The sequence below is a fragment of the Pseudomonas sp. NPDC089534 genome (assembly GCF_044749305.1).
In the GTDB taxonomy this organism is placed as follows: Bacteria; Pseudomonadota; Gammaproteobacteria; order Pseudomonadales; family Pseudomonadaceae; genus Aquipseudomonas; species Aquipseudomonas ekonensis.
In genome coordinates, this window is sequence record NZ_JBIVHR010000055.1 from 19,232 (window position 1) to 42,806 (window position 23,575).

General features: G+C 66.6%; 19 protein-coding genes and 1 pseudogene. 10 read left to right on the forward strand and 10 right to left on the reverse strand.

Annotation, left to right across the window (positions count from 1 at the left end; translation table 11 throughout):
- The 4 genes from ACIP0B_RS17565 to ACIP0B_RS17580 form a co-directional block, all read right to left on the reverse strand.
- Positions 1-1,038 (reverse strand): ABC transporter ATP-binding protein, encoded by a 1,038-nt coding sequence (locus tag ACIP0B_RS17565; RefSeq protein WP_400834238.1) that lies wholly within the window; start codon positions 1,036-1,038, stop codon positions 1-3.
- 223 nt (positions 1,039-1,261) lie between these two features.
- Positions 1,262-2,413 carry a putative ABC transporter substrate-binding protein YdcS gene (ydcS, locus tag ACIP0B_RS17570; protein WP_400834241.1) on the reverse strand — a complete coding sequence of 384 codons (1,152 nt, stop codon included), beginning with the start codon at positions 2,411-2,413 and terminating at the stop codon, positions 1,262-1,264.
- Between the two features lie 82 nt (positions 2,414-2,495).
- Positions 2,496-3,983 (reverse strand): gamma-aminobutyraldehyde dehydrogenase, encoded by a 1,488-nt coding sequence (locus ACIP0B_RS17575; RefSeq protein ID WP_400834244.1) that lies wholly within the window; start codon positions 3,981-3,983, stop codon positions 2,496-2,498.
- A gap of 100 nt (positions 3,984-4,083) precedes the next feature.
- Positions 4,084-4,998, reverse strand: a complete 915-nt coding sequence (locus tag ACIP0B_RS17580) for a LysR family transcriptional regulator (protein WP_400834247.1) — start codon at positions 4,996-4,998, stop codon at positions 4,084-4,086.
- Positions 4,999-5,174: 176 nt separating this feature from the next.
- Between ACIP0B_RS17580 and ACIP0B_RS17585 the strand changes: the two genes are divergently transcribed.
- The gene (locus ACIP0B_RS17585; protein WP_400834250.1) at positions 5,175-5,852 is read left to right on the forward strand and encodes a tellurite resistance TerB family protein; all 678 of its coding nucleotides are present in this window, start codon (positions 5,175-5,177) and stop codon (positions 5,850-5,852) included.
- Positions 5,853-5,908: 56 nt separating this feature from the next.
- Here ACIP0B_RS17585 and ACIP0B_RS17590 read toward each other — a convergent pair whose 3' ends face one another.
- From ACIP0B_RS17590 to ACIP0B_RS17615, 6 genes are all read right to left on the reverse strand, one after another.
- Positions 5,909-6,169 (reverse strand): PAAR domain-containing protein, encoded by a 261-nt coding sequence (locus tag ACIP0B_RS17590; RefSeq protein ID WP_400834253.1) that lies wholly within the window; start codon positions 6,167-6,169, stop codon positions 5,909-5,911.
- 64 nt (positions 6,170-6,233) lie between these two features.
- Positions 6,234-6,509, reverse strand: coding sequence for a hypothetical protein (locus tag ACIP0B_RS17595; protein ID WP_400834256.1), 276 nt, complete (start codon positions 6,507-6,509; stop codon positions 6,234-6,236).
- A gap of 105 nt (positions 6,510-6,614) precedes the next feature.
- Entirely contained in the window at positions 6,615-7,778 is a 1,164-nt protein-coding gene (locus tag ACIP0B_RS17600; protein WP_400834258.1) for a T6SS immunity protein Tli4 family protein, read from the reverse strand.
- Between the two features lie 104 nt (positions 7,779-7,882).
- Positions 7,883-9,589 (reverse strand): esterase/lipase family protein, encoded by a 1,707-nt coding sequence (locus ACIP0B_RS17605; protein ID WP_400834261.1) that lies wholly within the window; start codon positions 9,587-9,589, stop codon positions 7,883-7,885.
- Between the two features lie 79 nt (positions 9,590-9,668).
- A complete protein-coding gene (locus ACIP0B_RS17610; protein WP_400834264.1) occupies positions 9,669-12,164 on the reverse strand; it encodes a type VI secretion system Vgr family protein in 2,496 nt (831 codons plus the stop codon).
- 144 nt (positions 12,165-12,308) lie between these two features.
- Entirely contained in the window at positions 12,309-12,824 is a 516-nt protein-coding gene (locus ACIP0B_RS17615) for an Hcp family type VI secretion system effector (RefSeq protein WP_400834267.1), read from the reverse strand.
- A 525-nt stretch (positions 12,825-13,349) separates the two neighbouring features.
- Here ACIP0B_RS17615 and ACIP0B_RS17620 point away from each other — a divergent pair.
- From ACIP0B_RS17620 to ACIP0B_RS17660, 9 genes and pseudogenes are all read left to right on the forward strand, one after another.
- Complete coding sequence (locus tag ACIP0B_RS17620) at positions 13,350-14,972, forward strand: methyl-accepting chemotaxis protein (RefSeq protein WP_400834270.1); 1,623 nt, start codon at positions 13,350-13,352, stop codon at positions 14,970-14,972.
- Positions 14,972-15,508, forward strand: a complete 537-nt coding sequence (locus ACIP0B_RS17625; protein WP_400834273.1) for a chemotaxis protein CheW — start codon at positions 14,972-14,974, stop codon at positions 15,506-15,508. The genes ACIP0B_RS17620 and ACIP0B_RS17625 overlap by 1 nt, the downstream gene beginning before the upstream one ends.
- Positions 15,505-16,788, forward strand: a complete 1,284-nt coding sequence (locus ACIP0B_RS17630) for a CheR family methyltransferase (protein WP_400834276.1) — start codon at positions 15,505-15,507, stop codon at positions 16,786-16,788. The genes ACIP0B_RS17625 and ACIP0B_RS17630 overlap by 4 nt, the downstream gene beginning before the upstream one ends.
- Positions 16,785-17,468, forward strand: coding sequence for a chemotaxis protein CheW (locus ACIP0B_RS17635; RefSeq protein ID WP_400834279.1), 684 nt, complete (start codon positions 16,785-16,787; stop codon positions 17,466-17,468). The genes ACIP0B_RS17630 and ACIP0B_RS17635 overlap by 4 nt, the downstream gene beginning before the upstream one ends.
- Entirely contained in the window at positions 17,465-19,786 is a 2,322-nt protein-coding gene (locus ACIP0B_RS17640; protein WP_400834281.1) for a hybrid sensor histidine kinase/response regulator, read from the forward strand. Before ACIP0B_RS17635 ends, ACIP0B_RS17640 begins: the two co-directional genes overlap by 4 nt.
- Complete coding sequence (locus ACIP0B_RS17645; RefSeq protein ID WP_400834284.1) at positions 19,783-20,793, forward strand: chemotaxis response regulator protein-glutamate methylesterase; 1,011 nt, start codon at positions 19,783-19,785, stop codon at positions 20,791-20,793. Before ACIP0B_RS17640 ends, ACIP0B_RS17645 begins: the two co-directional genes overlap by 4 nt.
- Before the next feature lie 48 nt (positions 20,794-20,841).
- Positions 20,842-21,843 carry a diguanylate cyclase domain-containing protein gene (locus tag ACIP0B_RS17650; RefSeq protein WP_400834287.1) on the forward strand — a complete coding sequence of 334 codons (1,002 nt, stop codon included), beginning with the start codon at positions 20,842-20,844 and terminating at the stop codon, positions 21,841-21,843.
- A 268-nt stretch (positions 21,844-22,111) separates the two neighbouring features.
- Positions 22,112-23,207 (forward strand): peptide chain release factor 2 gene (gene prfB / locus ACIP0B_RS17655; RefSeq protein WP_400834290.1). Its coding sequence is split into 2 segments (ribosomal slippage): positions 22,112-22,183 and positions 22,185-23,207, totalling 1,095 coding nucleotides; the frame shifts between segments, so codons are not numbered across the junction.
- A 129-nt stretch (positions 23,208-23,336) separates the two neighbouring features.
- Positions 23,337-23,575, forward strand: a pseudogene (locus ACIP0B_RS17660) (hypothetical protein); the annotation flags it as partial.

Below are 23,575 nucleotides of genomic sequence, written 5' to 3' on the forward strand. Positions count from 1 at the left end.
TCACACCCCGCCCGCGACGGTGTCGTGCAGCGGGATCATCGCCTCCCGCGCCCAGCGTGCGCTGATGCGCTGGCCGGTGCGGTGCTGCGCGCCCGTGTCGGTCCACTGGCTGTTGGCCTGGCTGACGCTCAGGGTCTGGCCGTTGTCCAGTTTCAGCTCATAGCGGGTGGCGCTGCCCTGGTACTGGATGTCGTGGAGCAGGCCGCTGACTTCGATCTCGTGGCCGGCCAGCGGGCCTTCGGCGAAGCGCACGTGCTCCGGGCGGATCGAGAACGGCTGCGGGTGGCCGCTGAGCTGGCGGGCCAGGTCGCCGCGGATCACGTTGGAGGTGCCGACGAACTCGGCGACGAAGGTGGTGGTCGGTTTCATGTACAGGTTGCGCGGGGTGTCGACCTGTTCGATCCGGCCCTTGTTGAACACCGCCACGCGGTCGGACATCGACAGCGCTTCGGTCTGGTCGTGGGTGACGAAGATGAAGGTGATGCCGAGCTGGCGCTGCAGCTTTTTCAGCTCGCTCTGCATCTGCTCGCGCAGCTTGAGGTCGAGGGCGCCCAAGGGCTCGTCGAGCAGCAGCACGCGGGGACGGTTGACCAGGGCGCGGGCGAGGGCGACGCGCTGGCGCTGGCCGCCGGACAGCTGCACCGGCTTGCGCTCGCCGTAGCCGCCGAGGGCGACCATCTCCAGGGCCTCTTCGGCGCGCTGGTGGCGTTCGGTCTTGCTCACGCCCTTGACCTTCAGGCCGTAGGCGACGTTGTCCCGCACGTTCATGTGCGGAAACAGCGCGTAATCCTGGAACACGGTGTTGACGTCGCGCTGGTAGGGCGGCAGCCCGGCGGCTTCGGCGCCGTGGATGCGGATCGAGCCGGCGCTCGGCTGCTCGAACCCGGCGATCAGGCGCAGGCAGGTGGTCTTGCCCGAGCCTGAAGGGCCGAGCATGGAAAAGAACTCGCCGTCCTGGATGTCGATGGAGACCCGGTCAACGGCCTTCACGTCGCCGAAGGTGCGGGAAACGTTGGTGAACTGGACTGCAAGCGTCATGGTGCGGTACTCCGGGAAGGCGAGGGCCGTCGCAGCGGCCCTGCCTGGACTTCTGAAAAAGCTGAAGCGTTGTGCGTGTGTGGCGAGGGAGCTTGCTCCCGCTGGAGTGCGCAGCACTCCCAAAACCTGCGTGTGCGGTTTGACTGCACGACCGCAGAAGATGGTTTGGGGTGGCTGCGCCACCCAGCGGGAGCAAGCTCCCTCGCCACCGGTGAGCGGCGTGTCAGCGGCCGCCCATGATCGCGATGTAGTCCTGGGTCCAGCGGCTGTACGGCACGAACTTGCCGCCCTCGGCCTGCGGGGTCTTCCAGAAGGCGATCTTGTCGAACTGGTCGAAGCCGTTGGTCTTGCAGCCTTCGGCGCCGAGCAGTTCGCTTTCCTTGCACGCCGCCGGCACCGCCGGCAACGAGCCGAACCACGCCGCCACGTCGCCCTGGACCTTCGGTTGCAGCGACCAGTCCATCCACTTGTAGGCGCAGTTGGGGTGCTTGGCCTCGCTGTGCAGCATGGTGGTGTCGGCCCAGCCGGTGGCGCCTTCTTTCGGGATGGTCGAGGCGATCGGCTGCTTGTCGGTCGTCAGCCCGTTGACCTGGTACGGCCAGGAACTGGACGCCGCCACGCCCTCGTTCTTGAAGTCGCTCATCTGCACGGTCGCGTCGTGCCAGTAGCGGTGGATCAGCTTCTGCTGGGCGCGCAGCAGCTCAAGCACGGCCTTGTACTGGTCTTCGGTGAGCTGGTACGGATCCTTGATGCCCAGCTCAGGCTTGGCGGTCTTGAGGTACAGCGCCGCGTCGGCGATGTAGATCGGGCCGTCGTAGGCCTGCACGCGGCCCTTGTTCGGCTTGCCGTCGGGCAGGTTCTGTTCGGCGAACACCACGTTCCAGCTGGTCGGCGCGGTCTTGAACACGTTGGTGTTGTACATCAGCACGTTCGGGCCCCACTGGTAAGGGGTGCCGAAGGTCTGCTTGCCGACCACGTACCAAGGGGCGTCCTTGAGGCGCGGGTCGAGGTTTTTCCAGTTCGGGATCAGCGCGGTGTTGATCGGCTGCACACGCTTGCCGACGATGAGCCGCAGGGAGGCGTCGCCGGACGCGGTCACCAGGTCGTAGCCGCCCTTGGCCATCAGGCTGACCATCTCGTCGGAGGTGGCGGCGGTCTTCACGTTGACCTTGCAGCCGGTTTCCTTCTCGAAGCCGGTCACCCAGTCGTAGGCCTTGTCGCTTTCGCCACGCTCGATGTAACCCGGCCAGGCGACGATGTCGAGCTGGCCTTCGCCGGCGCCGACGGACTTCAGCGGCTCGGCGGCCTGGACGCCGGCGCTGGCCAGCAGGGCCGTGGTGATTGCACTGAGCAGTGCGGTCTTGTGCACGAACATGGTGAACCCTCTTCTTCAAATTATGGTCGGGGCAGTGGTGAACGCGGTGAAGCATGCCGTGGTCGGCTTGTTATTAGCGTAGTCAGAGATGCTGTCCGTGACGGGCCATGATGTGCCGCACCACGCTGTAGTCCTGCAGCGAGTCGCTGGATAAGTCTTTGCCGTAGCCGGAGCGTTTCAGGCCGCCGTGGGGCATTTCGCTGACCAGCATGAAATGGCTGTTGATCCAGGTGCAGCCGTACTGCAGCCGTGCGGCGACCTGCATGGCCTTGTCCAGGTTCTGCGTCCACACCGACGAGGCCAGGCCGTATTCGGAGTCGTTGGCCCAGTCCACCGCCTGCGCAAGTTCCTCGAAGCGGGTCACGGTCACCACCGGGCCGAACACTTCGCGCTGGACGATCTCGTCGCTCTGCCGGCAGCCGGCCAGCAGGGTCGGCTGATAGAAGAAGCCGGGCCCGGAATGCACCGCCGCGCCGGTCACCCGTTCGATGTGCGGCTGGCCGAGGGCGCGTTCGACGAAGCTGGCCACCCGGTCGCGCTGACGGGTGCTGATCAGCGGGCCGATCTCGTTGTCGGCGTCGCGCTTGCCGGCGAAGCGCAGGCTGCCGACGGCGGCGCCGAGCTCGGCCACGAGCCTGTCGTGGATGCCGGCCTGGGCGTAGATCCGGCAGGCGGCGGTGCAGTCCTGGCCGGCGTTGTAGTAGCCGTAGGTGCGCACGCCCTCGACCACGGCCTTGAGGTCGGCGTCGTCGCAGACGATCACCGGGGCCTTGCCGCCCAGCTCAAGGTGCGTGCGCTTGAGGGTCTTGGCGGCGGCCTGAAGGATTTTCTGCCCGGTGACGATGTCGCCGGTCAGCGACACCATGCGCACCTTCGGGTGGCCGACCAGATGGCTGCCGACCCCTTCGCCGCCGCCGCAGATGATGTTGATCACCCCGCGCGGCAGGATCTCGGCCAAGGCCGGCGCCAGCGCCAGGATCGACAGCGGCGTGTGCTCCGACGGCTTGAACACCAGCGTGTTGCCGGCGGCCAGGGCCGGGGCGATCTTCCACGCGGCCATCATGATCGGGTAGTTCCACGGCGCAATCGATGCCACCACGCCGATGGGGTCGCGGCGCACCATGCTGGTGTAGCCCGGCAGGTACTCGCCGCTGAGCTGACCGGTCTGGCAGCGCACGGCGCCGGCGAAGAAGCGGAACACATCGACGGTGGCGCTCAAGTCGTCTTGGCGGGCCAGGTGCAGCGGCTTGCCGCAGTTCAGGGCTTCGAGGCGGGCGAGGTGGTCGGCGTGCCTTTCGACGGCGTCGGCGATGGCCAGCAGCAGGCCGGAACGTTGTTGCGGGGTGGTGCGCGACCATTCGCCGAAGGCGCGGTGGGCGGCGAGGATGGCGGCCTCGACCTGCTCGGTGCTGGCCTCGGCGATCTGGGTCAGGACCTCGCCGGTGGCCGGGTTGAGGATCGGTTCGACGAAACCCTGGCCTGCGACCAGTTCGCCGTCGATCAGCAACGCGGTACACATCGGGGTCTGCGCGCCAGCCATTTTCCGTGATCTCTTTTCTTGTGTGTTCATGGCACTCCCTGTGACCGGGAGCCGAACGTCTTATGGATGCAGCAAGACTAGTGCGCGGCTCCGGGGTCGACAAATTCTAAATACTGAAGGTGGCATTCGATTAAATAGATGGCTTGCGGCCGCCGTGGGGTTGCTCGCGGGCCACGGTCAGGAACGGATCGACCAGCGCCGGGCGGGCGGTGCCGCGGCGCCAGGCGAGGCCGACGTCGAGGGTCTGGCTGAGGTCGGCGACGGGCCGCGCTTCGATGATGTCGCCCTCCAGCGACCACGGGCGGTACGTCATGTCGGGCTGGATCGACACGCCGAGCCCCGCCGCCACCAGGCTGCGCACCGCCTCGGTCGAGGCGGTCCTGAGGGTGACCTTCGGTTGCAGCCCGGCGCCGCGCCACAGGCGCTGGGCGCTGCGGTCCATCTCGTCGACGTTCAGCTGGATCAGCGGTTCGCGGGCCACGTCGGCCAGGTTGATGCTGTCGTGCTCCAGCAGCGGGTGCTGGGCCGGCAGCCACAGGCGGTGCGGCGAGTGGGTCAGCACCTCGGTCTGCAAGGCGTGGCGGTCTTCCAGGTTGGACAGGATCAGCACGCCCACGTCGATTTCGCCGCTGACCAGCAAATGCTCGATGTAAGGCCGCTCGTCCTCCATCACCCGGATCTCGACGTTGGGGTAGGCACGCTGGAAGCGGGTGAGCAGGTCCGCCAGGTAGTAGCCGGCCACCAGGCTGGTCACGCCGACGGTCAGTTGCCCGGCCACCTGGTCGGTGCTCTGCTGCAGGCTGCGTTTGGCGTTGTCCACGGTGGCCAGGATCAGGTGCGCCTGACGCAGGAACTGATGGCCCTGATGGGTGAGCGTCATGCCCTTGGCGTGGCGGTTGAACAGGCTGACGCCGATTTCCTCCTCCAGCTGCTGGATGGCCAGGGTCAGGGTCGACTGGGAAATGAACGCGGTCTGCGCGGCGGCGGAGATCGAGCCGGTCTCGGCCACGGCGATGAAATGGCGGATCTGACGCAGGGTCATCATGGAGGTGTACCCGGTGGGCTGTTTTTATCGATTGCCCCGAGTGTATATCGGTTTTCGCGAAGGGAGGCTGTCCGGTGCGCAACATCCGGAAGCACACTCGGGGGCCGGCGCCGGGCACTTTCGAACTAGGCTCAAGGCCTTACCGATCTGGAAAATCCCTGTTTTGGAGGCGGAACATGAACACCCGTGGATTGCTCGATCAACTGCTCAAGTCCGGCCAGGCGCTGCTGCAGGACAAGGCCGGCGCAGGGCAGGGCAAAGCGGCGGCCGGCGGACTCGGCGGCTTGCTGTCCGGCGCGGGCGGCGGCGCGCTGGCCGCCGGCGCGATGGGCCTGCTGCTGGGGAGCAAGAAAGCCCGCAAGGTCGGCGGCAAGGTCGCGCTCTACGGCGGCCTCGCCGCGCTCGGCGTGATCGCCTACAAGGCCTACGGCAACTGGAACGCCCAGCAGGGCCGGGCGCCGGAAACCGAACCGCAGACCCTCGACCGTCTGCCGCCGGCCCAGGCCGAGCAACACAGCCAGGCCATCCTCAAGGCGCTGGTCGCCGCCGCCAAGGCCGACGGCCATGTCGATGAGCGCGAGCGTCAACTGATCGAGGGCGAATTCGCCAAGCTCGACAACGACCAGGCCCTGCGCCACTGGCTGCACGCCGAACTCAACAAACCCCTCGACCCCGCCGACGTCGCCCGCGCCGCCGGCACGCCGGAGATGGCGGCGGAGATGTACATCGCCAGCGTGATGATGGTGGATGAGGAGAACTTCATGGAGAAGGCGTACCTGGACGAGCTCGCACGGCAGTTGGGGCTGGAGCCGGGGTTGAAACTGGAGCTCGAAAGGCAAGTCAGGGCGGTGTAGGCAGGGGGGCTCAAGGCGACAGGCGGATGGCCGCTGTCGCCCGAGGCGAGCGGTGGCTATTGGTGTGCGTCCCCGTTGGGGCCGCTGGCGATCAGGCTGGCGCCGCACTCGGTCTTCATGCCGTGCAGGGCCACCGGCACGCCGTCGACGTCCAGTGTGGCGCTTCCCTCGGCGATCGGAAACTTGCCTTTGCACTTGGGGCAATCGACCTTGTGCCCCACGCCGGCCATGGGCTTGCCGTTCAGGTCGGTATGGCCGAAGGCTTCGATCACTGTGCCGCCATGGCTTGTGGAGTCGCCGAGTCGAATGATGTCCATATCGGTTGCCTGGTTGGTTTGCGTGAATGAATGCGCGGATTGACGGCGTCTTTGAGCGGGCGCTCTACCAGTAGTGGATCTCTGCGCCCAGCATCAGGAGAACCAATGCCAGCCCTGTCTTGCCGAACAGCAGCGGCGCGACGGTGATGGCGAACTGGGCCACGACGCCGATCTTCAAGGCCCCCCGCAGTCCGTGGCGTTTCCAGTACAGCGCATGCACCGCCATCGTCAGCGCGTTCGCCACCCAGACGGCGCCGATGGCCATGACGTACTCCTGCTGCGCGATGCGCAGCAGCATGAGCAGCAGGCCGAAGAAAACGATGAGAAACGAGGTGACCATGAGCCCGGATCGCCCGTTCTGTTCAGGGAGTGCAGCGTGTTGTGGCATCGGATGTCCGTCCATGTCCGTGTCTGGGTGTGCGGCCGGCCCGGATTACCGACAGGCCTATAGCTTGTCCATCCAGTCCTGGGTCGGCGGCACGCCGGTAAGAAACTCCTCCAGCACATAATCGCCGCCGCCTGGCTTGCTGACAACCGTGGAGACGACCGGATCCGGAGCGACGGGCGCTCCGCCCGGCGGCGGTGGCGTCAGGGCCGACGGGCGCAGGCGCACACTTTCGACGATGGCGTCCCAGACTTCGAAGAACTCGGTTTCGGTCGGGCCGTCGGGGGCGTCGGCCCGTTCGGGAAAGTCCCCCAATGCCGGTGGCTGCCGTGTTGTCCGAAAACTCGTGCCCATGCCCAGATTGATGCCGGGCAGCGGTGACGGCGCTGCGCGCCCGCCGAAATCCCATTCGCCGCCGATGTTGGTTTTGAAGACCTGGGGTTCGACCCCTTCGGTCCCGCCCATGACGTATTCTTCGCCTGTCAGCTCACCGACCCTGCGCTCTTCGGCCCGGTACTCCTTGCGGCCGGCGACGACGCCGGGCTCTGCCAGGATCCGGGCGATCAGGCCCGCGCTTTCCTTGTCCGCCTCGCGGCGCCGTTGGAGCATGGACGGCCCCGGTTCCCACACGGTGGCGTGCCTCACCACCAGCCCGAGGTTGCGGGGCAGGGCAAACCCCCAGCTCACCTCTTCCTGCTCCCCTCTGGCCGGATCGAAATAGCCGTCCACAAAGGCATTGCTCAAGCAGAGGCCGGGACGGGTAGGCACGTCGTCCCCGGCCCGGGCATGCAGCCTCGGAAACAGCCGGGCGATGGCGTTCCTTGCGTTGAGCGCCGGTGCGACCTTGAACAGGGTGCCGTCGCGCCACAGGTAGCCTTCCGCCTGGTGGAAGAGTTTCTGCACGACGGTCTCGTCGTCCTCGGCCAGGCCCTCCACGCGTTCGAACCCGTAGACGAAGAGGGTGCCTCCTTCCGCTGTCGAAAGGCGTTCGGGTGCCTGCAGCCAGGGCCTGCCGTTGTCGTCGGCCTTGGCGGCCTGCACCGCTTGCCAGCGCTGCTCGATCAGTTCGTCGTAGCGGGCCTGGCTGACGTCCGTTTCCACGACAAGCGTCAGGTCGCCCAGGCGGGCGCTGCTGGCGGTGGCGTTCCAGGTCGTTCCCTCCGGCAGGTCGATCAGCAGGCGGCCGATGCAGTGGGTCTGCACGTTCCGGGTCAAGTCGGTCATCACAGGGCTCCGGTCTGTCTGGGAAGGGCGCCAATGGCTCCAGCCAAAGGAAACGCCCCCCAGTATTGAAACGAAAAGGATGGCTTTCGCCAGGCGGCGGGCGGTCATGCCGGCAGCTTCTTGGCGTTGGCGCCGATGCGCAGAACCGAGTACAGCGTCAGGTTCTGCACGTTGCGGTTCTTGTAGGAACCCTGGTGGTCGTAGCCGGTCATGCGCGCCGCGAACACGGCTTTTTCCGCGGCGTCTTCGGCGGCGTGCGCAGGGACGGTGCCGTCGCCGGCCTGGTCCTGATCCTGGATATCGGCACGGTAGCCGTCGCCCCGGCTGTCATGGATGACTGCGCTGCCTTGCCGGTTGATCCAGGATTTTTCCCCGAGGTCGTTGACCATCCATGCGCGGCCCTCATGGGTGTCTCCGGTCAGGCGCAGGGCGATCGCCTGTTCGCGGGAAGGGGCCGGCAGCAGGGTGGGCGGTACGCCTGGGCGCCCGGACGGGATGAAGCCGGGCGTCACCGCCCAGGTGACACGGTGGAACGCCTGATGGCCGGGGTCGGAGCCGTAGTGGACAAAACTGTTCGGGTGGTAGTAATCGCCCAGCGACGCGTGAAAGGCCTTGGCGTGTCCCAGCATCCTTTCGTAGTTGCTCCAGGCGCTGACGAGGGTGGCCTGGGTCGTGTTGCCGGTGGGGTTGATCCAGGCGGCGTTCATCAGCCGCCACCAGGCATTCTGCTTCAGGTAGATCTGGGTGTACGGATCGGTGCCGTTGGGCATCCGGAACAGCTCTTTGCCGTCGCACGTCGCCCTCAGCCAGCCTTCTCCGTAGCGCTGGTTCGGCAGCAGTTCCAGCGGCCCGGCGGCGTTGGCGAAAATGGGCATGATTTTCTTGCCCGTTCCGCCGAGTCCGACGGCGCCTTTGAAGTCCTCCCAGCCGGCGCGCACGCGCCGGTAGGCGGTCGCCGCACCGATGGCGGGCTGGACGCCGTGCACCACCCCCTGGACCAGCTCGGGATTGCGCTTGGCGCACATGCGTGCCACGAGTCCGCCCATCGAATGGGTGACCAGGATCACGCCGTGCTCGCATTTGACGTTCAGTTCCTTGCGGCAGCGCTCAAGGGTCGCCCGGATCTTGCCGGCCAGGTAATCCGCCGCCTGAGCGTTGGAGTTGAGCCAGTTGTAGCCCACCGCGTACACGGGATAGCGGAATTCCGCCGCTGCCTTCAGGGCCTCGGGTTTCAGGGGACTGTAGCCCTTGAGGTCGCCCCAGATCGATGCGGAGTGCGGCACGGCGGCCATCACGCCGGGGTAGGGCTTGCCTTCCGGCGTCTGGATGAAGCGCAGCTGGGCTTCCAGAAAATTCAGGATCGGCCCGTAGGAGTCGAGGGACACTGAACCCCACCCCCGGTTCCTGGCTTCCTGGACGGGCAGGGTATTGACGAATTTGGCCAGCGTTTCCCGGTCGGCGTCCTCCGGGGCCGAAAACGCCCGGGTCTGCTGGGGATCCAGCAACTGTTTGCGCTCAAGCGGCGTCAGGCTGTTGTAGCTCTTCCATCTGGTGAGTCCGGCGATCCAGCCCTTCGGATCGTCGGGAAACCAGGCCCAACGGTTGTCTTCGCCCAGAAGCGTGGCGGCGGGCCCCGTCGACATCAGCGGGCTGCCCATGATCCCGGGCACGAAGATGACGGGAATCGCATGGTCGGGCGGTGCGTTGAGTTCCGCGCGGACGGTGTTGGCGCTGGGGCTCATGGTCACGCGGGCGGTCACGTTGCCGTCCGGCCCGATCTGGGTGGGCACCGGCCTTGTCGGTTCGCTCATTCAGGCTCTCCCTGCCTAGGCATCTGTTCGTTTCCGGTAAGGGACACCGTCACCGGGTGAAGGGAACGCTCGCACCTGATCATTCGGCAGGCCCGAGCAGATGGAACTCATAGCCCTCGGTCGTCAGCCCCTGCTGCAGGGCGGCCCAGCCGTCGCCGTCCGTCACCCCCTCGATCCTGGCGCCGTCCGCCCGCGTCATCGCGTAGCGGTAGTTGGGCAACGGATTGCCGTTGCGCACGACGCGCACCCGCTCATTGAACGGCGTCTGCTCCCAGGTGTTGAAGGTGGTGGACGCATGGGCCGGGCCGACTAGGCTGTGCTTGGCGGCCTTGACGGTGAAGTTGCCGGGCATGCCCAGTTCGATGTTGCCGCCCTTGAGCGTGAGGTAGGCGCCGGCGCAGGTCAGCGTGATGTGCTCTTTGGCGCTGACGACCACATGCTGGTTGCTGGCGCTGATCTCGACGCTCTGGTCGGCCTCCACGCGGATGGTGTCCTGCTGGGCCTGCAGCAGCATCGGCCCTTGATGGGTGATGTGGCGCATTTCGCCGCTTTGCGCGAACAGCCCGAGGTCCGCCCCGGCGTTGATCACGAACTTCTGTCCTGAGGTGAACTGCTGGTTCTGTTGCGCGACCGCATCGATGTGCCCGCCGGCGGCCAGGGTCAGGTTGGCGGGGGAGGCGGCCGCGATGCCCGCCTGACCGCTCAGGGCGAGGGCCGGGTTGCCGCCGTTGGCCTTGCCCGACTCGTCGTTGGCGCCGTGCCCCAGGTCGCGCACCGCTTCGCTGAGGGTCTTCTGTTGCCCGGTGTCATGGTTCACCCCTTGATGCTCCTGGGCGTAGTCGCCCAGTTCCTTCGCCAGTTGCAGCGCCGCTTCCAGCACCTGGACGGCCGTCGCCCGGTGCAGGTGCCCGCCGTTGGCGTTCAGCTGCTCTTCGGTGCTCAGCAGCAGGCCCTTGGCGGCGCGCAGGGCGCCGTGCTCGTCGGTGCGCAGTTCGAAGCCTTCTCCGCGCGGCTCTCCGCCCTTCGGACGCGGATGGGTCAGGTAACCCAGGTGCAACGCGGTGCTGCCGTGATCGCTCATCAAGGCGGCGCTGATCTGCTTGGTGGTGTCGTCGATCCGCAGCTCGTTCGCGCGGTTGCCCTTGTACTCCTTGCTCTTGATGGTGCTGAGGATCTTGTGGTCGGGCAGCCGGTAGGGCGGCGCGTTGGTCGCGCGGTAGGTTCGCCCCGTCACGATCGGTTGATCGCAGTCACCGTCGAGGTAGTCGACGATCACTTCCTGTCCGATGCGCGGAATCGCCATGTGGCCCCAATCGGCGCCGGCCCAGTTCTGCGAGACCCTGATCCAGCAGGTGCTGAACTCATCGTTCTCGCCTTCCCGGTCCCAGGGGAACTGGACTTTCACCCGTCCCCATTCGTCGCAATGGATTTCCTCTCCCTCGGGACCGACCACGTTCGCGACCTGCGGGCCGTCGATCCGGGGTTTGGGCATCGGCTCGGGTCGCCACTCCGTTTCTTCCCGGACGATCTCGGCGGTGTAGTCGTAGCTGACGCCCATTTGCGCATCGGCCGACTCTTCCTGCTGGCTGGCGTGCTGCACGCCTTTGTGGGTGACCCTGACCGTCCGCCACCAGCGGTTGAACTGTGCGCCGGGATGTTCGGCGAGTTCGAAGGAGAAACCCGGCATCAGGCGCGGGTCGTCGCCTTCCACAATGGCGAGGTGGGCGTCGCGGCGATGGCCGCGAAGGCGGGTTTCGGTAAAGGCCTTGCCGACGGAGCTGACCTTGTAGCGCCCCGGGTAGTCGTAGCGCTCATAGCCTTGGTCCGTGCGCTGCAGCCCGTCGCCGACGAGATTGTTTTCCTGGTCGTACATCGGGCGTTTGAAGGTGTAGTCCCGTTGGGTCTGTTCGGTCGTGCGGATGCTTTCGGTATAGGTGAAGGTGTAGATGCCCGGGTGTTCGGCATCCGCGACCGGCTGCGGCGAGTAGCGCACCGGCCCGCCCGGGATGCGTTCCTGGACATACAGCTTGTCGGCGTGGATGAGGGTGTGCGTGCTTTCGTCGAACTTGAAGTAGTAGAAGAGGCCTTCCTCGGCCGAGAGCCGGTCGAAGAAGTAGAGATCCGTGTCGCCGGCCTGAACGCAGTATTCGCGGGGCAAGTGCTCTACGTTGATGTTTTGCTCATGGTTCATGATCCCGTGCTCGGTCAGCACGGACTTGAGGATCTCCGGCACGGTCTTCTGCTGGTAGATCCGCCAGTCGGAGTTCAGCGCCAGGCGGGCCAGTTGCGGTTCGATGACCGCCCGGTAGCGGGTGCGGCGGAAGCCGGTCTTGCTCTGGGTGAAGCTCGAGACCAGGCCGTGTACGTAACGCACCGCCGTGGCGCCTTGCCAGATCGTGAGCAGCGCCGGGTGATCGAGCACCTGGCCGAAGTCGATGGCGCTGTTGTAGCTGGCGAGCTCCACCGTCAGGCGGAAAGGTTCGCAGAGGGCCTCCTCCAGCGTGAACTCGACAACCTCGAACTCCAGTTGGCCGGACAGCACCGAGAAGGTGAACCGCAAATCCCTTTGACGCATTCGACTGCTCCCTGATTGAAAACGTGGCGGCACCCGCGTTCGACGGTGCAGGTCCCTGCGCCCGTCGGGCCGATCCCTGCGAAATCCCTTCAGTCGGGCACGCCCCGGCCTTCAAGGCCGGGGCGGATTGACGGCCGGGCGTCCTCAGACGACCGGAGCGCGCCAGTCATCGGAGCCGGAAGTGCCGGACACTTCGTGGGTCCAGGTGATCTTGCGGTAGGTCATCTCGATGTCCTCCAGGTGGGTGAAGCACGCGGTGGCCGGATCCTGGCAGTTGTGCATGTAGTCCTTGGCGGACACGAGGATCGCGTCTTCCAGCACGGTGGTGTAGTAGTGCTCCTGGGTGCCTTGGGCCGAGGTGCGGAACCATTTGATCTCGACTTTGCTCAGGCGCTCGCCGGACGTGAGGGCCGCTTGCAGCAGGGGCGAGGACTTGTCGAACACCTTGGTGATTTTCACCGGCTTGTGAACGCGCTGGCCGGTCGGCTGGCCGGACTGCGGGTCGCGCGGGATGATCACGTCGTGGTGGAACGCCTGCACCATCACTTCGTCTTCGTGGCCTTCCTGGAAGGTGTTGCCCACGGAGTCGGAGGTGAATGCGCCAGCGGTGATCAGGCCTTGCTTTTCGCCGGTGATGGACATGTACGCGGGGGTTGCCATGGGGAAGCTCTCCTTGCTCGAAAAGGCAGAACCGGACGGCGTGATTGCCGGCCGGCGCGTCTGTGCAGGCATCAACTTCCATGCCAGCCGACATAAAGCCGCCAGTAATCAAAACCTTATGCAGCGTGAGCGGGATCTGTGCGTCCTTGCGCCTGCCGGAACCCGCTCAAAGTGCGCAAGAAGTTGCGCAGTGGTGCGCAAGAAGTTGCGCACTTGGCCGCAGCCAGCGGTGGGCGGGGTTTGCGGCGGTGACGGCGGGCCATTTCCGGATTCGACTGCGCAAAAAGTTGCGCAGCAAGGCAGGTGGCCACTCCCGGTAGGGGCATGCACGACGGGAATGGCCGATCCATCGCCCCTTTTTGCCGCTACGCCACTGGTGCGCCGCCCCCCGCTTGCCGGAAAGTCGGCTGCCGGGCCTGTACCGATTCAGCGCCGGCAGGCCTGAGCGCGGCAAAGCGTCTTATAAATGAAACACCGCCCTCAGCTATACTCCCCCGCATTTCGACCAAGGCACGAGGAATCACTGTGAAGAACTGGACGTTGCGCCAACGCATTTTGGCGAGCTTTGCGGTGATTATCGCCATCATGCTGCTCATGGTGGTCGTCTCGTACTCGCGCCTGCTGAAGATCGAGGCCAGCGAGAACAGCGTGCGCGACGACGCGATTCCCGGCGTCTACTACAGCTCGATGATCCGCGGCGCCTGGGTCGACAGTTACCTGCAGACCCAGGAACTGCTGGGCCTCAAGGAAGGCGAGGGGGTCAGCGCCGAAGACGCGGCGGACTACAAGTCGTTCGAGGCCCGCCTGCAGGAGCAGATGACCAACTACCGCAACACCGTGACCACCGACGAAGACCGGATCGAGTTCACCGCCTTCGAGAAGGATCACGACAACTACATGAAGATCCAGGACGCCGTGCTGGATCTGCACAAACGCAACCTCGAAGCCGAGGCGATCAAGCTGTTCAACGAGAAGCTGACCCCGGCGTGGGTCGGCGGGCGCATGAAGCTCAACGACATCATCGGCGAGAACAAGAAAGTCGCCGACCAGGCCATGAACAACATCGACGACGCGGTGGCGGCGGCCAAGGTCAGCATGTTCGTCTCGCTGCTGGTGGCGGTGCTGGCCGCCGGCCTGTGCGGCCTGTTGCTGATGCGCGCGATCATGGCGCCGATGAACCGCATCGTGGACATCCTCGAGATCATGCGCACCGGCGATCTGAGCACCCGCCTGAACCTGGACCGCAAGGACGAGTTCGGCGCGGTGGAGACCGGCTTCAACGACATGATGACCGAGCTCACCGCGCTGGTGTCCCAGGCCCAGCGCTCGTCGGTGCAGGTCACCACCTCGGTGACCGAGATCGCGGCGACCTCCAAGCAGCAGCAGGCCACCGCCACCGAAACCGCCGCCACCACCACCGAGATCGGCGCGACCTCCCGGGAGATCGCCGCCACCTCGCGCGACCTGGTGCGCACCATGACCGAAGTCTCCACCGCCGCCGACCAGGCCTCGGTGCTGGCCGGTTCCGGCCAGCAGGGCCTGGCGCGCATGGAAGACACCATGCATTCGGTGATGGGCGCGGCGGACCTGGTCAACGCCAAGCTTGCGATCCTCAACGAGAAGGCCGGCAACATCAACCAGGTGGTGGTGACCATCGTCAAGGTCGCCGACCAGACCAACCTGCTGTCCCTCAACGCGGCCATCGAGGCCGAGAAGGCCGGCGAGTACGGCCGCGGCTTCTCGGTGGTCGCCACCGAAGTGCGGCGCCTGGCCGACCAGACCGCCGTCGCCACCTACGACATCGAACAGATGGTGCGCGAGATCCAGTCGGCGGTGTCCGCCGGGGTGATGGGCATGGACAAGTTCTCTGAGGAAGTGCGCCGGGGCATGGCCGAGGTGCAGCAGGTCGGCGAGCAGCTGTCGCAGATCATCCATCAGGTGCAGGCGCTGGCGCCGCGGGTGCTGATGGTCAACGAAGGCATGCAGGCCCAGGCCACCGGCGCCGAACAGATCAACCACGCGCTGGTGCAGTTGGGCGACGCCAGCAGCCAGACCGTCGAGTCGTTGCGCCAGGCCAGTTTCGCCATCGACGAACTGAGCCAGGTGGCCGTGGGCCTGCGCGGCGGCGTTTCGCGATTCAAAGTCTGATGAGCGAAATCACCGCCAAACGCAGCGTCGCGCCGGTGACGAGGCAGGCGCTGTTCCTGCTGTTCCGCATCGGCGACGAACGCTACGCCCTGCGCGCCACCGAAGTGGCGGAGGTGCTCCCGCGCCTGCCGCTGAAGCCGATCGCCCGGGCCCCGCACTGGGTGGCCGGGGTGTTCGCCTACCGCGGCGTCGTGGTGCCGGTGATCGACCTCAGCGCCCTCACGTTCGGCCATGCGGCCGAGGCCCGCACCAGCACACGCCTGGTGCTGGTGCATTACCGCCCCGACGAGGAACAGCCGTCGCGCAGTCTCGGGCTGATCCTGGAGCAGGCCACCGACACCCTGCGCTGCAACGCGGACGAGTTCCAGCCGTACGGCCTCGACAACCGCCAGGCGCCGTACCTGGGGCCGGTGCGTGAGGACGCCCAGGGCCTGGTGCAGTGGGTGCGGGTGGACGATCTGCTGGACGACGCCGTCCGTGCGCTGCTGTTTCCGTCGCCGCCGCTGGATCCGGTACGGCTTGAGGAGACCCCATGAGCGGCGATCAGCGCTTCTTCGTCTTTCTCAAGGAACGCATCGGCCTGGACGTGGCGTCGGTGGGGCCGGCCATCATCGAGCGTGCCGTGCGCCAGCGCATCACCCTGTCGCAGTCGGCGACCGCCGAGGAGTACTGGCAGATCCTGCAAGGTTCGCGGGACGAGCAGCAGGCGCTGATCGAAGCGGTGATCGTGCCCGAGACGTGGTTCTTCCGTTACCCGGAATCCTTCGCCACCCTGGGCAAGCTGGCGCGCAAGCGCCTGGGCGAACTGAACGGCATGCGTGCGTTGCGCATCCTCAGCCTGCCCTGTTCGACGGGGGAGGAACCCTATTCGATCGCCATGGCGCTGCTTGACGCGGGGCTCAAGCCCCATCAATTCAAGGTCGACGGCATGGACGTCAGCCCGATGTCGGTGGAGAAGGCCCGGCGGGCGCTGTACGGCAAGAATTCCTTCCGCGGCCAGGACCTGGCGTTCCGCGACCGCCACTTCAGCGCCGAGCAGGACGGCTACCGGGTCAATGACCCGGTCCGCGAGCAGGTGCGCTGGCAGACGGGCAACGTGCTTGACCCGGCGCTGCTGGCCGGCGAGCCGACGTTCGATTTCGTCTTCTGCCGCAACCTGCTGATCTATTTCGACCAACCGACCCAGCGGCTGGTGTTCGAACTGCTCAAGCGCCTGACCCACGTCGACGGCGTGCTGTTCATCGGCCCCGCCGAAGGCAGCCTGCTGGGACGGTTGGGCATGCGTTCGATCGGCATCCCGCAGTCGTTCGCCTTCAGCCGTCAGGACGATCCGCAGCCCGAACCCTTGCCGGCCAAGTTCGCGCACCCGTTGCCTGCGCCTTTGCCGGTGCGCCAGCCGATCCGCAGCGCCCCTGCCGCCCCGGTGCGCCAGCGGCCGTTCGCCCCGGTGACGCCGTTGCCGGTGGCCGGCAAGGGCGTGCCTTCCGATGCGTCGGCCTTGCTGGCGGACATCGCCGGCCTGGCCAATGAAGGCAAGAGCGCCGAAGCCCGCGCCGCGTGCGAGCGCTATCTGCGCACCCACGAGCCCGTGGCCCAGGTGTTCTACTGGCTCGGGTTGCTCAGCGACGTCGCCGGCAATGCCCTCGAAGCCCAGGGCCACTACCGCAAGGCGCTGTACCTCGAACCGCAGCATCCTGAAGCCCTGATGCACCTGGCCGCCCTGCTGCAGGCCCAGGGCGACGGCGCAGGGGCCAGACGATTGCAGGAGCGCGCGGCCCGCAGCGCCCGTTCCGCCGACAGTGAGCGCAAACGATGATCCCGTCCGACACCTTGAACGTCACCCATGAAGACGCCCGGGCCATCGACGATTGCTGGAACCGCATCGGCATCCATGGCGACAAGTCCTGCCCGCTGCTGGATGAGCACATTCATTGCCGCAACTGCTCGGTGTATTCCGCCGCGGCCACGCGCCTGCTCGACCGCTACGCGTTGCAGCAGGACGAGCGCGACCCGGTGGCGACCGCCGTCGAATCCGAACTCAAGACCCGTTCGCTGCTGATGTTCCGCCTCGGCGAGGAATGGCTGGGCCTGGCCACCCGCAGCCTGGTGGAGGTGGCGCCGCTGCAGGCGATCCACTCCCTGCCGCACCAGCGCTCCCGCGCCTTGCTCGGGGTGGCGAACGTGCGCGGGGCGCTGGTGGCGTGCCTGTCTCTGGTCGAACTGCTCGACCTTGAGGCCGGCAACGCCCCGGCCAACGGCGCCCGTGTCATGCCGCGCATGCTGATCATCGCCGCCCAAGGGGGGCCGGTGGTGGTGCCGGTGGATGAGGTGGACGGGATCCACGCCATCGACGAGCGCCTGCTCGAGGCCGCCTCCCGCTCCGGTGCCCAGGCCGGCGCCAAGTACACCCGGGGCGTGTTGCCCTTCAAGGGCCGCAGCCTGCGTTGGCTGGATGAAGAACAGCTGCTGTCCGCCGTGACCCGGAGCCTCACATGACCCCCGAGCAAATGCGCGACGCCTCCTTGCTGGAGCTGTTCAGCCTCGAAGCCGAGGCCCAGACCCAGGTACTCAGCGCCGGGCTGCTGGCGCTGGAGCGCAATCCGACCCAGGCCGACCAGCTGGAGTCGTGCATGCGCGCGGCCCACTCGCTCAAGGGGGCGGCGCGGATCGTCGGCATCGACAGCGGCGTCAGCGTCGCGCACGTGATGGAGGATTGCCTGGTCAGCGCCCAGGAGGGACGGCTGTTCCTGCGTCCCGAACACATCGACGCGCTGCTGCAGGGCACCGACCTGCTGATGCGCATCGCCCATCCGGCCAACGGGCCGCAGCCTGCCGACATCGAAGCCTATGTGGCGTTGATGGGCCGCCTGATCGATCCGGCCGCCGCGCCGGTCGCCCCAAGCCCGCCGCCCATGGCCGGGTTGGCGCTTGAGCCGCCGCCCATGGCCGGGCTGGCGCTTGAGCCGCCGGTTCGGGCGCCGGCAGCGGAACCCGCGCCCGAGCCGCCGGAGCCCGAACCGGCCCCGATCCCTGCGCCGCGCAAGAGCAAGCGCGCGGCCGAAGGCGGCGAGCGGGTGCTGCGGGTCACCGCCGAACGCCTGAACAGCCTGCTCGACCTGTCGAGCAAGTCCCTGGTGGAGACCCAGCGCCTGAAGCCGCACCTGGCCACCATGCAGCGCCTCAAGCGCATGCAGAACAACGGTTTGCGGGCGCTGGAGAGCCTCAACGTCCACCTCAAGGAACATGCGCTGAGCCTGGAGGCCCAGGAGGCGCTTGAGGATGCGCGGCGCCTGCTGGCCGAGTCCCAGCAGTTGCTGGCGGAGAAGAACGCCGAGCTCGACGAGTTCGCTTGGCAGGCCAGCCAGCGCGCCCAGGTCTTGTACGACACGGCGCTGGCCTGCCGCATGCGGCCGTTCGCCGACGTGCTGTCCGGGCAGGTGCGGATGGTGCGCGACCTGGGCCGCAGCCTCGGCAAGCAGGTGCGGCTGGAGATCGAGGGCGAGAAGACCCAGGTCGACCGCGACGTGCTGGAAAAGCTTGAGGCGCCGCTGACCCACCTGCTGCGCAACGCCGTCGACCACGGCATCGAGACCCCGGCGCAGCGCCTGTTGGCGGGCAAGCCGGAAGAGGGCCTGATCCGTCTGCGCGCCTCGCACCAGGCCGGGCTGCTGGTGCTGGAACTGAGCGACGACGGCAACGGCGTGGATCTGGACAAGGTGCGCCGCAGCATCGTCGAGCGCCAGCTGTCGCCGGCCGAGACCGCCGCCCAGTTGAGCGAAGAGGAACTGCTGACGTTCCTGTTCCTGCCGGGGTTCAGTCTGCGGGACACCGTCACCGAGGTCTCCGGCCGTGGCGTCGGCCTCGACGCGGTGCAGCACATGGTGCGCCAGTTGCGCGGCGCCGTGGTGCTGGAGCAGGTGGCGGGCGAGGGCAGCCGCTTCCATCTGGAGGTGCCGCTGACCCTGTCGGTGGTGCGCAGCCTGGTGGTGGAGGTCGGCGATGAGGCCTACGCCTTTCCGCTGGCGCACATCGAACGCATGTGCGACCTGGCGCCGGAGGACATCGTGCAGGTCGAGGGCCGCCAGCATTTCTGGCACGAAGGCCGCCATGTCGGGCTGGTCGCCGCCAGCCAGTTGCTGCAGCGTCCGGCCAGCCAGAACAGCGGCGACACCCTCAAGGTCGTGGTGATCCGCGAGCGCGACACCATCTACGGCGTGGCGGTGGAACGCTTCATCGGCGAGCGCACGCTGGTGGTGCTGCCGCTGGACGAACGTCTGGGCAAGGTGCAGGACATCTCGTCCGGGGCCTTGCTCGACGACGGTTCGGTGGTGCTGATCGTCGATGTCGAGGACATGCTGCGGTCGGTGGACAAACTGCTCAACACCGGGCGCCTGGAGCGCATCGCCCGCCACGGCGGCCAGGCGGCGGAAGCGGCGCGCAAGCGCATTCTGGTGGTCGACGACTCGCTGACGGTGCGCGAGCTGCAGCGCAAGCTTTTGCTCAACCGCGGCTACGACGTGGCGGTGGCGGTCGACGGCATGGACGGCTGGAACGCCCTGCGCTCCGAAGACTTCGACCTGCTGATCACCGACATCGACATGCCGCGCATGGACGGCATCGAGCTGGTCACCTTGCTGCGGCGCGACAACCGCCTGCAATCGCTGCCGGTGATGGTGGTGTCCTACAAGGACCGCGAAGAGGACCGGCGCCGTGGACTGGACGCCGGCGCCGACTATTATCTGGCCAAGGCCAGTTTTCATGACGACGCCCTGCTCGATGCGGTGGTCGAACTCATCGGAGGGGCGCGGGCATGAGGATCGCAATCGTCAACGACATGCCCCTGGCGGTGGAGGCCCTGCGCCGGGCGCTGGCGTTCGAGCCGGCGCACCAGGTGCTGTGGGTCGCCGGCAACGGCGCCGAGGCGGTGCGGCTGTGCGCGGAAAACACCCCGGACCTGATCCTGATGGACCTGATCATGCCGGTGATGGACGGCGTCGAGGCCACCCGCCGGATCATGGCCGAAACCCCGTGCGCCATCGTCATCGTCACGGTCGACCGCCAGCAGAACGTGCATCGGGTGTTCGAGGCCATGGGCCACGGCGCGCTGGATGTGGTCGACACCCCGGCCCTCGGCGCCGGCAACGCCCAGGAGGCGGCGGCGCCGCTGCTGCGCAAGATCCTCAACATCGGTTGGCTGATCGGCGAACGGACCGCCCGCTCGCGCCCGGCGCAGGCGCCCCAGCGCAGCTCGGCGTCGCGCAAGCGGCTGGTGGCCATCGGTTCGTCCGCCGGCGGGCCGGCGGCGCTGGAAGTCCTGCTCAAGGGCCTGCCGCGCAACTTTTCCGCCGCCATCGTGCTGGTGCAGCATGTCGATCAGGTGTTCGCCGCCGGCATGGCCGAATGGCTGGCGAGCGCCAGCGGCCTGGATGTGCGCCTGGCCCGCGAGGGCGAGCCGCCGCAGGCCGGCGCGGTGCTGCTGGCCGGCACCAATCACCACATCCGCCTGCTGAAGAACGGCACCCTGGCCTACACCGCGGAGCCGGTCAACGAGATCTACCGGCCCTCGATCGACGTATTCTTCGAGAGCGTGGCCAACTTCTGGAACGGTGACGCCGTCGGGGTTTTATTGACCGGGATGGGACGCGACGGGGCCCAAGGGCTTAAGCTCATGCGTCAGCAGGGGTATTTGACCATCGCCCAGGATCAGCAAAGCAGTGCGGTGTACGGCATGCCCAAGGCCGCGGCGGCGATCGACGCGGCCGTGGAAATCCGTCCGCTGGAAAAGATAGCGCCACGGTTGCTGGAGATTTTTCCCAAATGAATCCATGTTTCAGCAATCCCGGCTCCCGCAGTATTCAGGTGACCGCCCATGAATGACTTACAGATCGATGACATCAAGACCGACGAGAACGCCGCCATGGTGTTGTTGGTGGACGATCAGGCGATGATCGGCGAAGCCGTGCGCCGCGGGCTGTCGAACGAAGAGAACATCGACTTCCACTTCTGCTCCGACCCGCACCAGGCGGTGGCCCATGCGGTGCGGATCAAGCCGACGGTGATCCTCCAGGACCTGGTGATGCCCGGCCTCGACGGCCTGACCCTGGTGCGCGAATACCGCAACCACCCGGCGACCAAGGACATCCCGATCATCGTCCTGTCGACCAAGGAAGACCCGCTGATCAAGAGCGCGGCGTTCTCGGCCGGGGCCAACGACTATCTGGTGAAACTGCCGGACAACATCGAACTGGTGGCGCGCATCCGCTACCACTCGCGTTCCTACATGACCCTGCTGCAGCGCGACGCGGCCTACCGCGCCCTGCGGGTCAGCCAGCAGCAGCTGCTCGACACCAACCTGGTGCTGCAGCGGCTGATGAACTCCGACGGCCTGACCGGGCTGTCCAACCGCCGGCACTTCGACGAATACCTGGAGCTGGAATGGCGCCGCTGCCTGCGCGACCAGAGCCAGCTGTCGCTGCTGATGATCGACGTCGATTACTTCAAGTCCTACAACGACACCTTCGGCCACGTCGAAGGCGACGAAGCCCTGCGCAAGGTCGCCACGGCGATCCGCGAAGCCAGCGCGCGGCCGTCGGACCTGCCGGCGCGCTACGGCGGCGAGGAATTCGCCCTGGTGCTGCCCAACACTTCGCCGGGCGGTGCGCGGCTGGTGGCGGAAAAGCTGCGCCAGACCGTCGCGGCCCTGAAGATCCCGCACATCGCGCCGACCGAAGGGTCGAGCCTGACCATCAGCATCGGCCTGGCGACGATGGTGCCGGAGGCGGGCAGCGACTGCCGGCTGCTGATCTCGGCGGCGGACCGGGGCCTTTACCAGGCCAAGAACAACGGGCGCAACCAGGTGGGCATCGAGTAATCCCTGCCAGCCGGCATCGTCAGCAGGCTGGCTCCCCCAGGCATTTCGGCCGGAGGCGGAGTCTGCGGTCACTGCGCCGCACTGTGGGAGCGAGCCTGCTCGCGATGGCGGCGCATCGGTCACCGTGGTGCCGACTGCACACCGCTTCCGGGTTGCGCAGGCCGCTGTCAAGCGAATTGAGGTTACAGCCGCCGGACGGGCTGCCGTGCCAGCCCGATTACGTTATACTCGCCGGCTTTCAAAAGTTCGCCAACGAGTGCTGCCTGCCATGGAAATCAACCCGATCCTGAACACTATCAAGGACCTGTCCGAGCGCTCCGAAACCATTCGGGGGTATCTTTGACTACGATCAAAAGCATGAGCGTCTGACCGAGGTCAACCGCGAGCTTGAAGATCCGAGCGTCTGGAACAAGCCTGAATACGCCCAGGAGCTGGGCCGCGAGCGCGCCGCCCTGGCGCAGATCGTCGAGACCCTCGACGAATTGAGCGGCGGTCTGGCCGATTGCCGCGACCTGCTGGAGATGGCCGTCGAAGAGAACGACGAAGGCGCGGTCGGTGACGTGGTCGCCGAGCTGGAACGCCTTGAGGAAAACCTCGCCAAGCTCGAATTCCGTCGCATGTTCAGCAACGAAATGGACCCGAACAACGCCTACCTGGATATCCAGGCCGGTTCCGGCGGCACCGAAGCCCAGGACTGGGCCAATATCCTGCTGCGCATGTACCTGCGCTGGGCCGACAAGCGCGGTTTCGACGCGACCATCATGGAACTGTCCGCCGGCGAAGTCGCCGGGATCAAGGGCGCCACCGTGCACATCAAGGGCGAGTACGCCTTTGGCTGGCTGCGGACCGAGATCGGCGTGCACCGCCTGGTGCGCAAGAGCCCGTTCGACTCCGGCGCCCGTCGCCACACCTCGTTCTCGGCGGTGTTCGTGTCCCCCGAGATCGACGACCGCGTCGAGATCGACATCAACCCGTCGGATCTGCGCATCGACACCTACCGTTCTTCCGGTGCCGGTGGTCAGCACGTAAACACCACGGATTCCGCGGTACGTATCACCCACGTCCCGACCAACACCGTGGTCAGTTGCCAGAACGAACGTTCCCAGCACGCCAACAAGGACACCGCCATGAAAATGCTGCGGGCCAAGTTGTACGAGCTGGAAATGCAGAAACGCAACGCCGCCTCCCAGGCGCTGGAAGACAGCAAGTCCGATATCGGCTGGGGTCACCAGATCCGTTCGTATGTTCTCGATGACTCGCGCATCAAGGATCTGCGTACCGGCGTCGAGCGCAGCGATTGCCAGAAAGTCCTGGACGGCGACCTCGACGGTTACCTGGAAGCCAGCCTGAAATCGGGGCTGTAAAAGACGCAATACAGGATCGACCGATTCAATCCGATCCCTGTAGGAGCCAGCGCCCCCTTGCGGGCCTGCTGGCGATCCCCGGGCCGCGAGGCCCGGGGGCAACGAACCTGTGATGGAAAATTTGAAGACATGAGCGACCAACAACCCGATTCGCAAGCCCTGCAACAGGAAGAGAACTCCCTGATCGCCCAGCGCAAGGAAAAGCTTGCCGCCGAGCGCGCCAAGGGCAACGCCTTCCCGAACGACTTCCGCCGCGAAAACTACTGCGATGCCCTGCAGAAGCAGTACGCGGACAAGACCAAGGAAGAGCTGGCAGCGGCAGCAGGTCGCGGCTGCGCACCACTTCCAGCACCCGGTGCCAGTCGTCG

What these genes read in the sequence shown, in the direction of transcription:
- ACIP0B_RS17605 (WP_400834261.1), bottom strand. Translation starts at nt 9,589, where the DNA reads ATGAGCGAACCGACAAGGCCGGTGCCCACCCAGATCGGGCCGGACGGC.
- ACIP0B_RS17575 (WP_400834244.1), bottom strand. Translation starts at nt 3,983, where the DNA reads ATGAACACACAAGAAAAGAGATCACGGAAAATGGCTGGCGCGCAGACC.
- ACIP0B_RS17580 (WP_400834247.1), bottom strand. Translation starts at nt 4,998, where the DNA reads ATGATGACCCTGCGTCAGATCCGCCATTTCATCGCCGTGGCCGAGACC.
- ACIP0B_RS17645 (WP_400834284.1), top strand. Translation starts at nt 19,783, where the DNA reads ATGAGGATCGCAATCGTCAACGACATGCCCCTGGCGGTGGAGGCCCTG.
- ACIP0B_RS17600 (WP_400834258.1), bottom strand. Translation starts at nt 7,778, where the DNA reads ATGACCGACTTGACCCGGAACGTGCAGACCCACTGCATCGGCCGCCTG.
- ACIP0B_RS17595 (WP_400834256.1), bottom strand. Translation starts at nt 6,509, where the DNA reads ATGGTCACCTCGTTTCTCATCGTTTTCTTCGGCCTGCTGCTCATGCTG.
- ACIP0B_RS17635 (WP_400834279.1), top strand. Translation starts at nt 16,785, where the DNA reads ATGATCCCGTCCGACACCTTGAACGTCACCCATGAAGACGCCCGGGCC.
- ACIP0B_RS17610 (WP_400834264.1), bottom strand. Translation starts at nt 12,164, where the DNA reads ATGCGTCAAAGGGATTTGCGGTTCACCTTCTCGGTGCTGTCCGGCCAA.
- ydcS (WP_400834241.1), bottom strand. Translation starts at nt 2,413, where the DNA reads ATGTTCGTGCACAAGACCGCACTGCTCAGTGCAATCACCACGGCCCTG.
- ACIP0B_RS17590 (WP_400834253.1), bottom strand. Translation starts at nt 6,169, where the DNA reads ATGGACATCATTCGACTCGGCGACTCCACAAGCCATGGCGGCACAGTG.
- ACIP0B_RS17625 (WP_400834273.1), top strand. Translation starts at nt 14,972, where the DNA reads ATGAGCGAAATCACCGCCAAACGCAGCGTCGCGCCGGTGACGAGGCAG.
- ACIP0B_RS17630 (WP_400834276.1), top strand. Translation starts at nt 15,505, where the DNA reads ATGAGCGGCGATCAGCGCTTCTTCGTCTTTCTCAAGGAACGCATCGGC.
- ACIP0B_RS17650 (WP_400834287.1), top strand. Translation starts at nt 20,842, where the DNA reads ATGAATGACTTACAGATCGATGACATCAAGACCGACGAGAACGCCGCC.
- ACIP0B_RS17565 (WP_400834238.1), bottom strand. Translation starts at nt 1,038, where the DNA reads ATGACGCTTGCAGTCCAGTTCACCAACGTTTCCCGCACCTTCGGCGAC.
- ACIP0B_RS17615 (WP_400834267.1), bottom strand. Translation starts at nt 12,824, where the DNA reads ATGGCAACCCCCGCGTACATGTCCATCACCGGCGAAAAGCAAGGCCTG.
- ACIP0B_RS17640 (WP_400834281.1), top strand. Translation starts at nt 17,465, where the DNA reads ATGACCCCCGAGCAAATGCGCGACGCCTCCTTGCTGGAGCTGTTCAGC.
- ACIP0B_RS17585 (WP_400834250.1), top strand. Translation starts at nt 5,175, where the DNA reads ATGAACACCCGTGGATTGCTCGATCAACTGCTCAAGTCCGGCCAGGCG.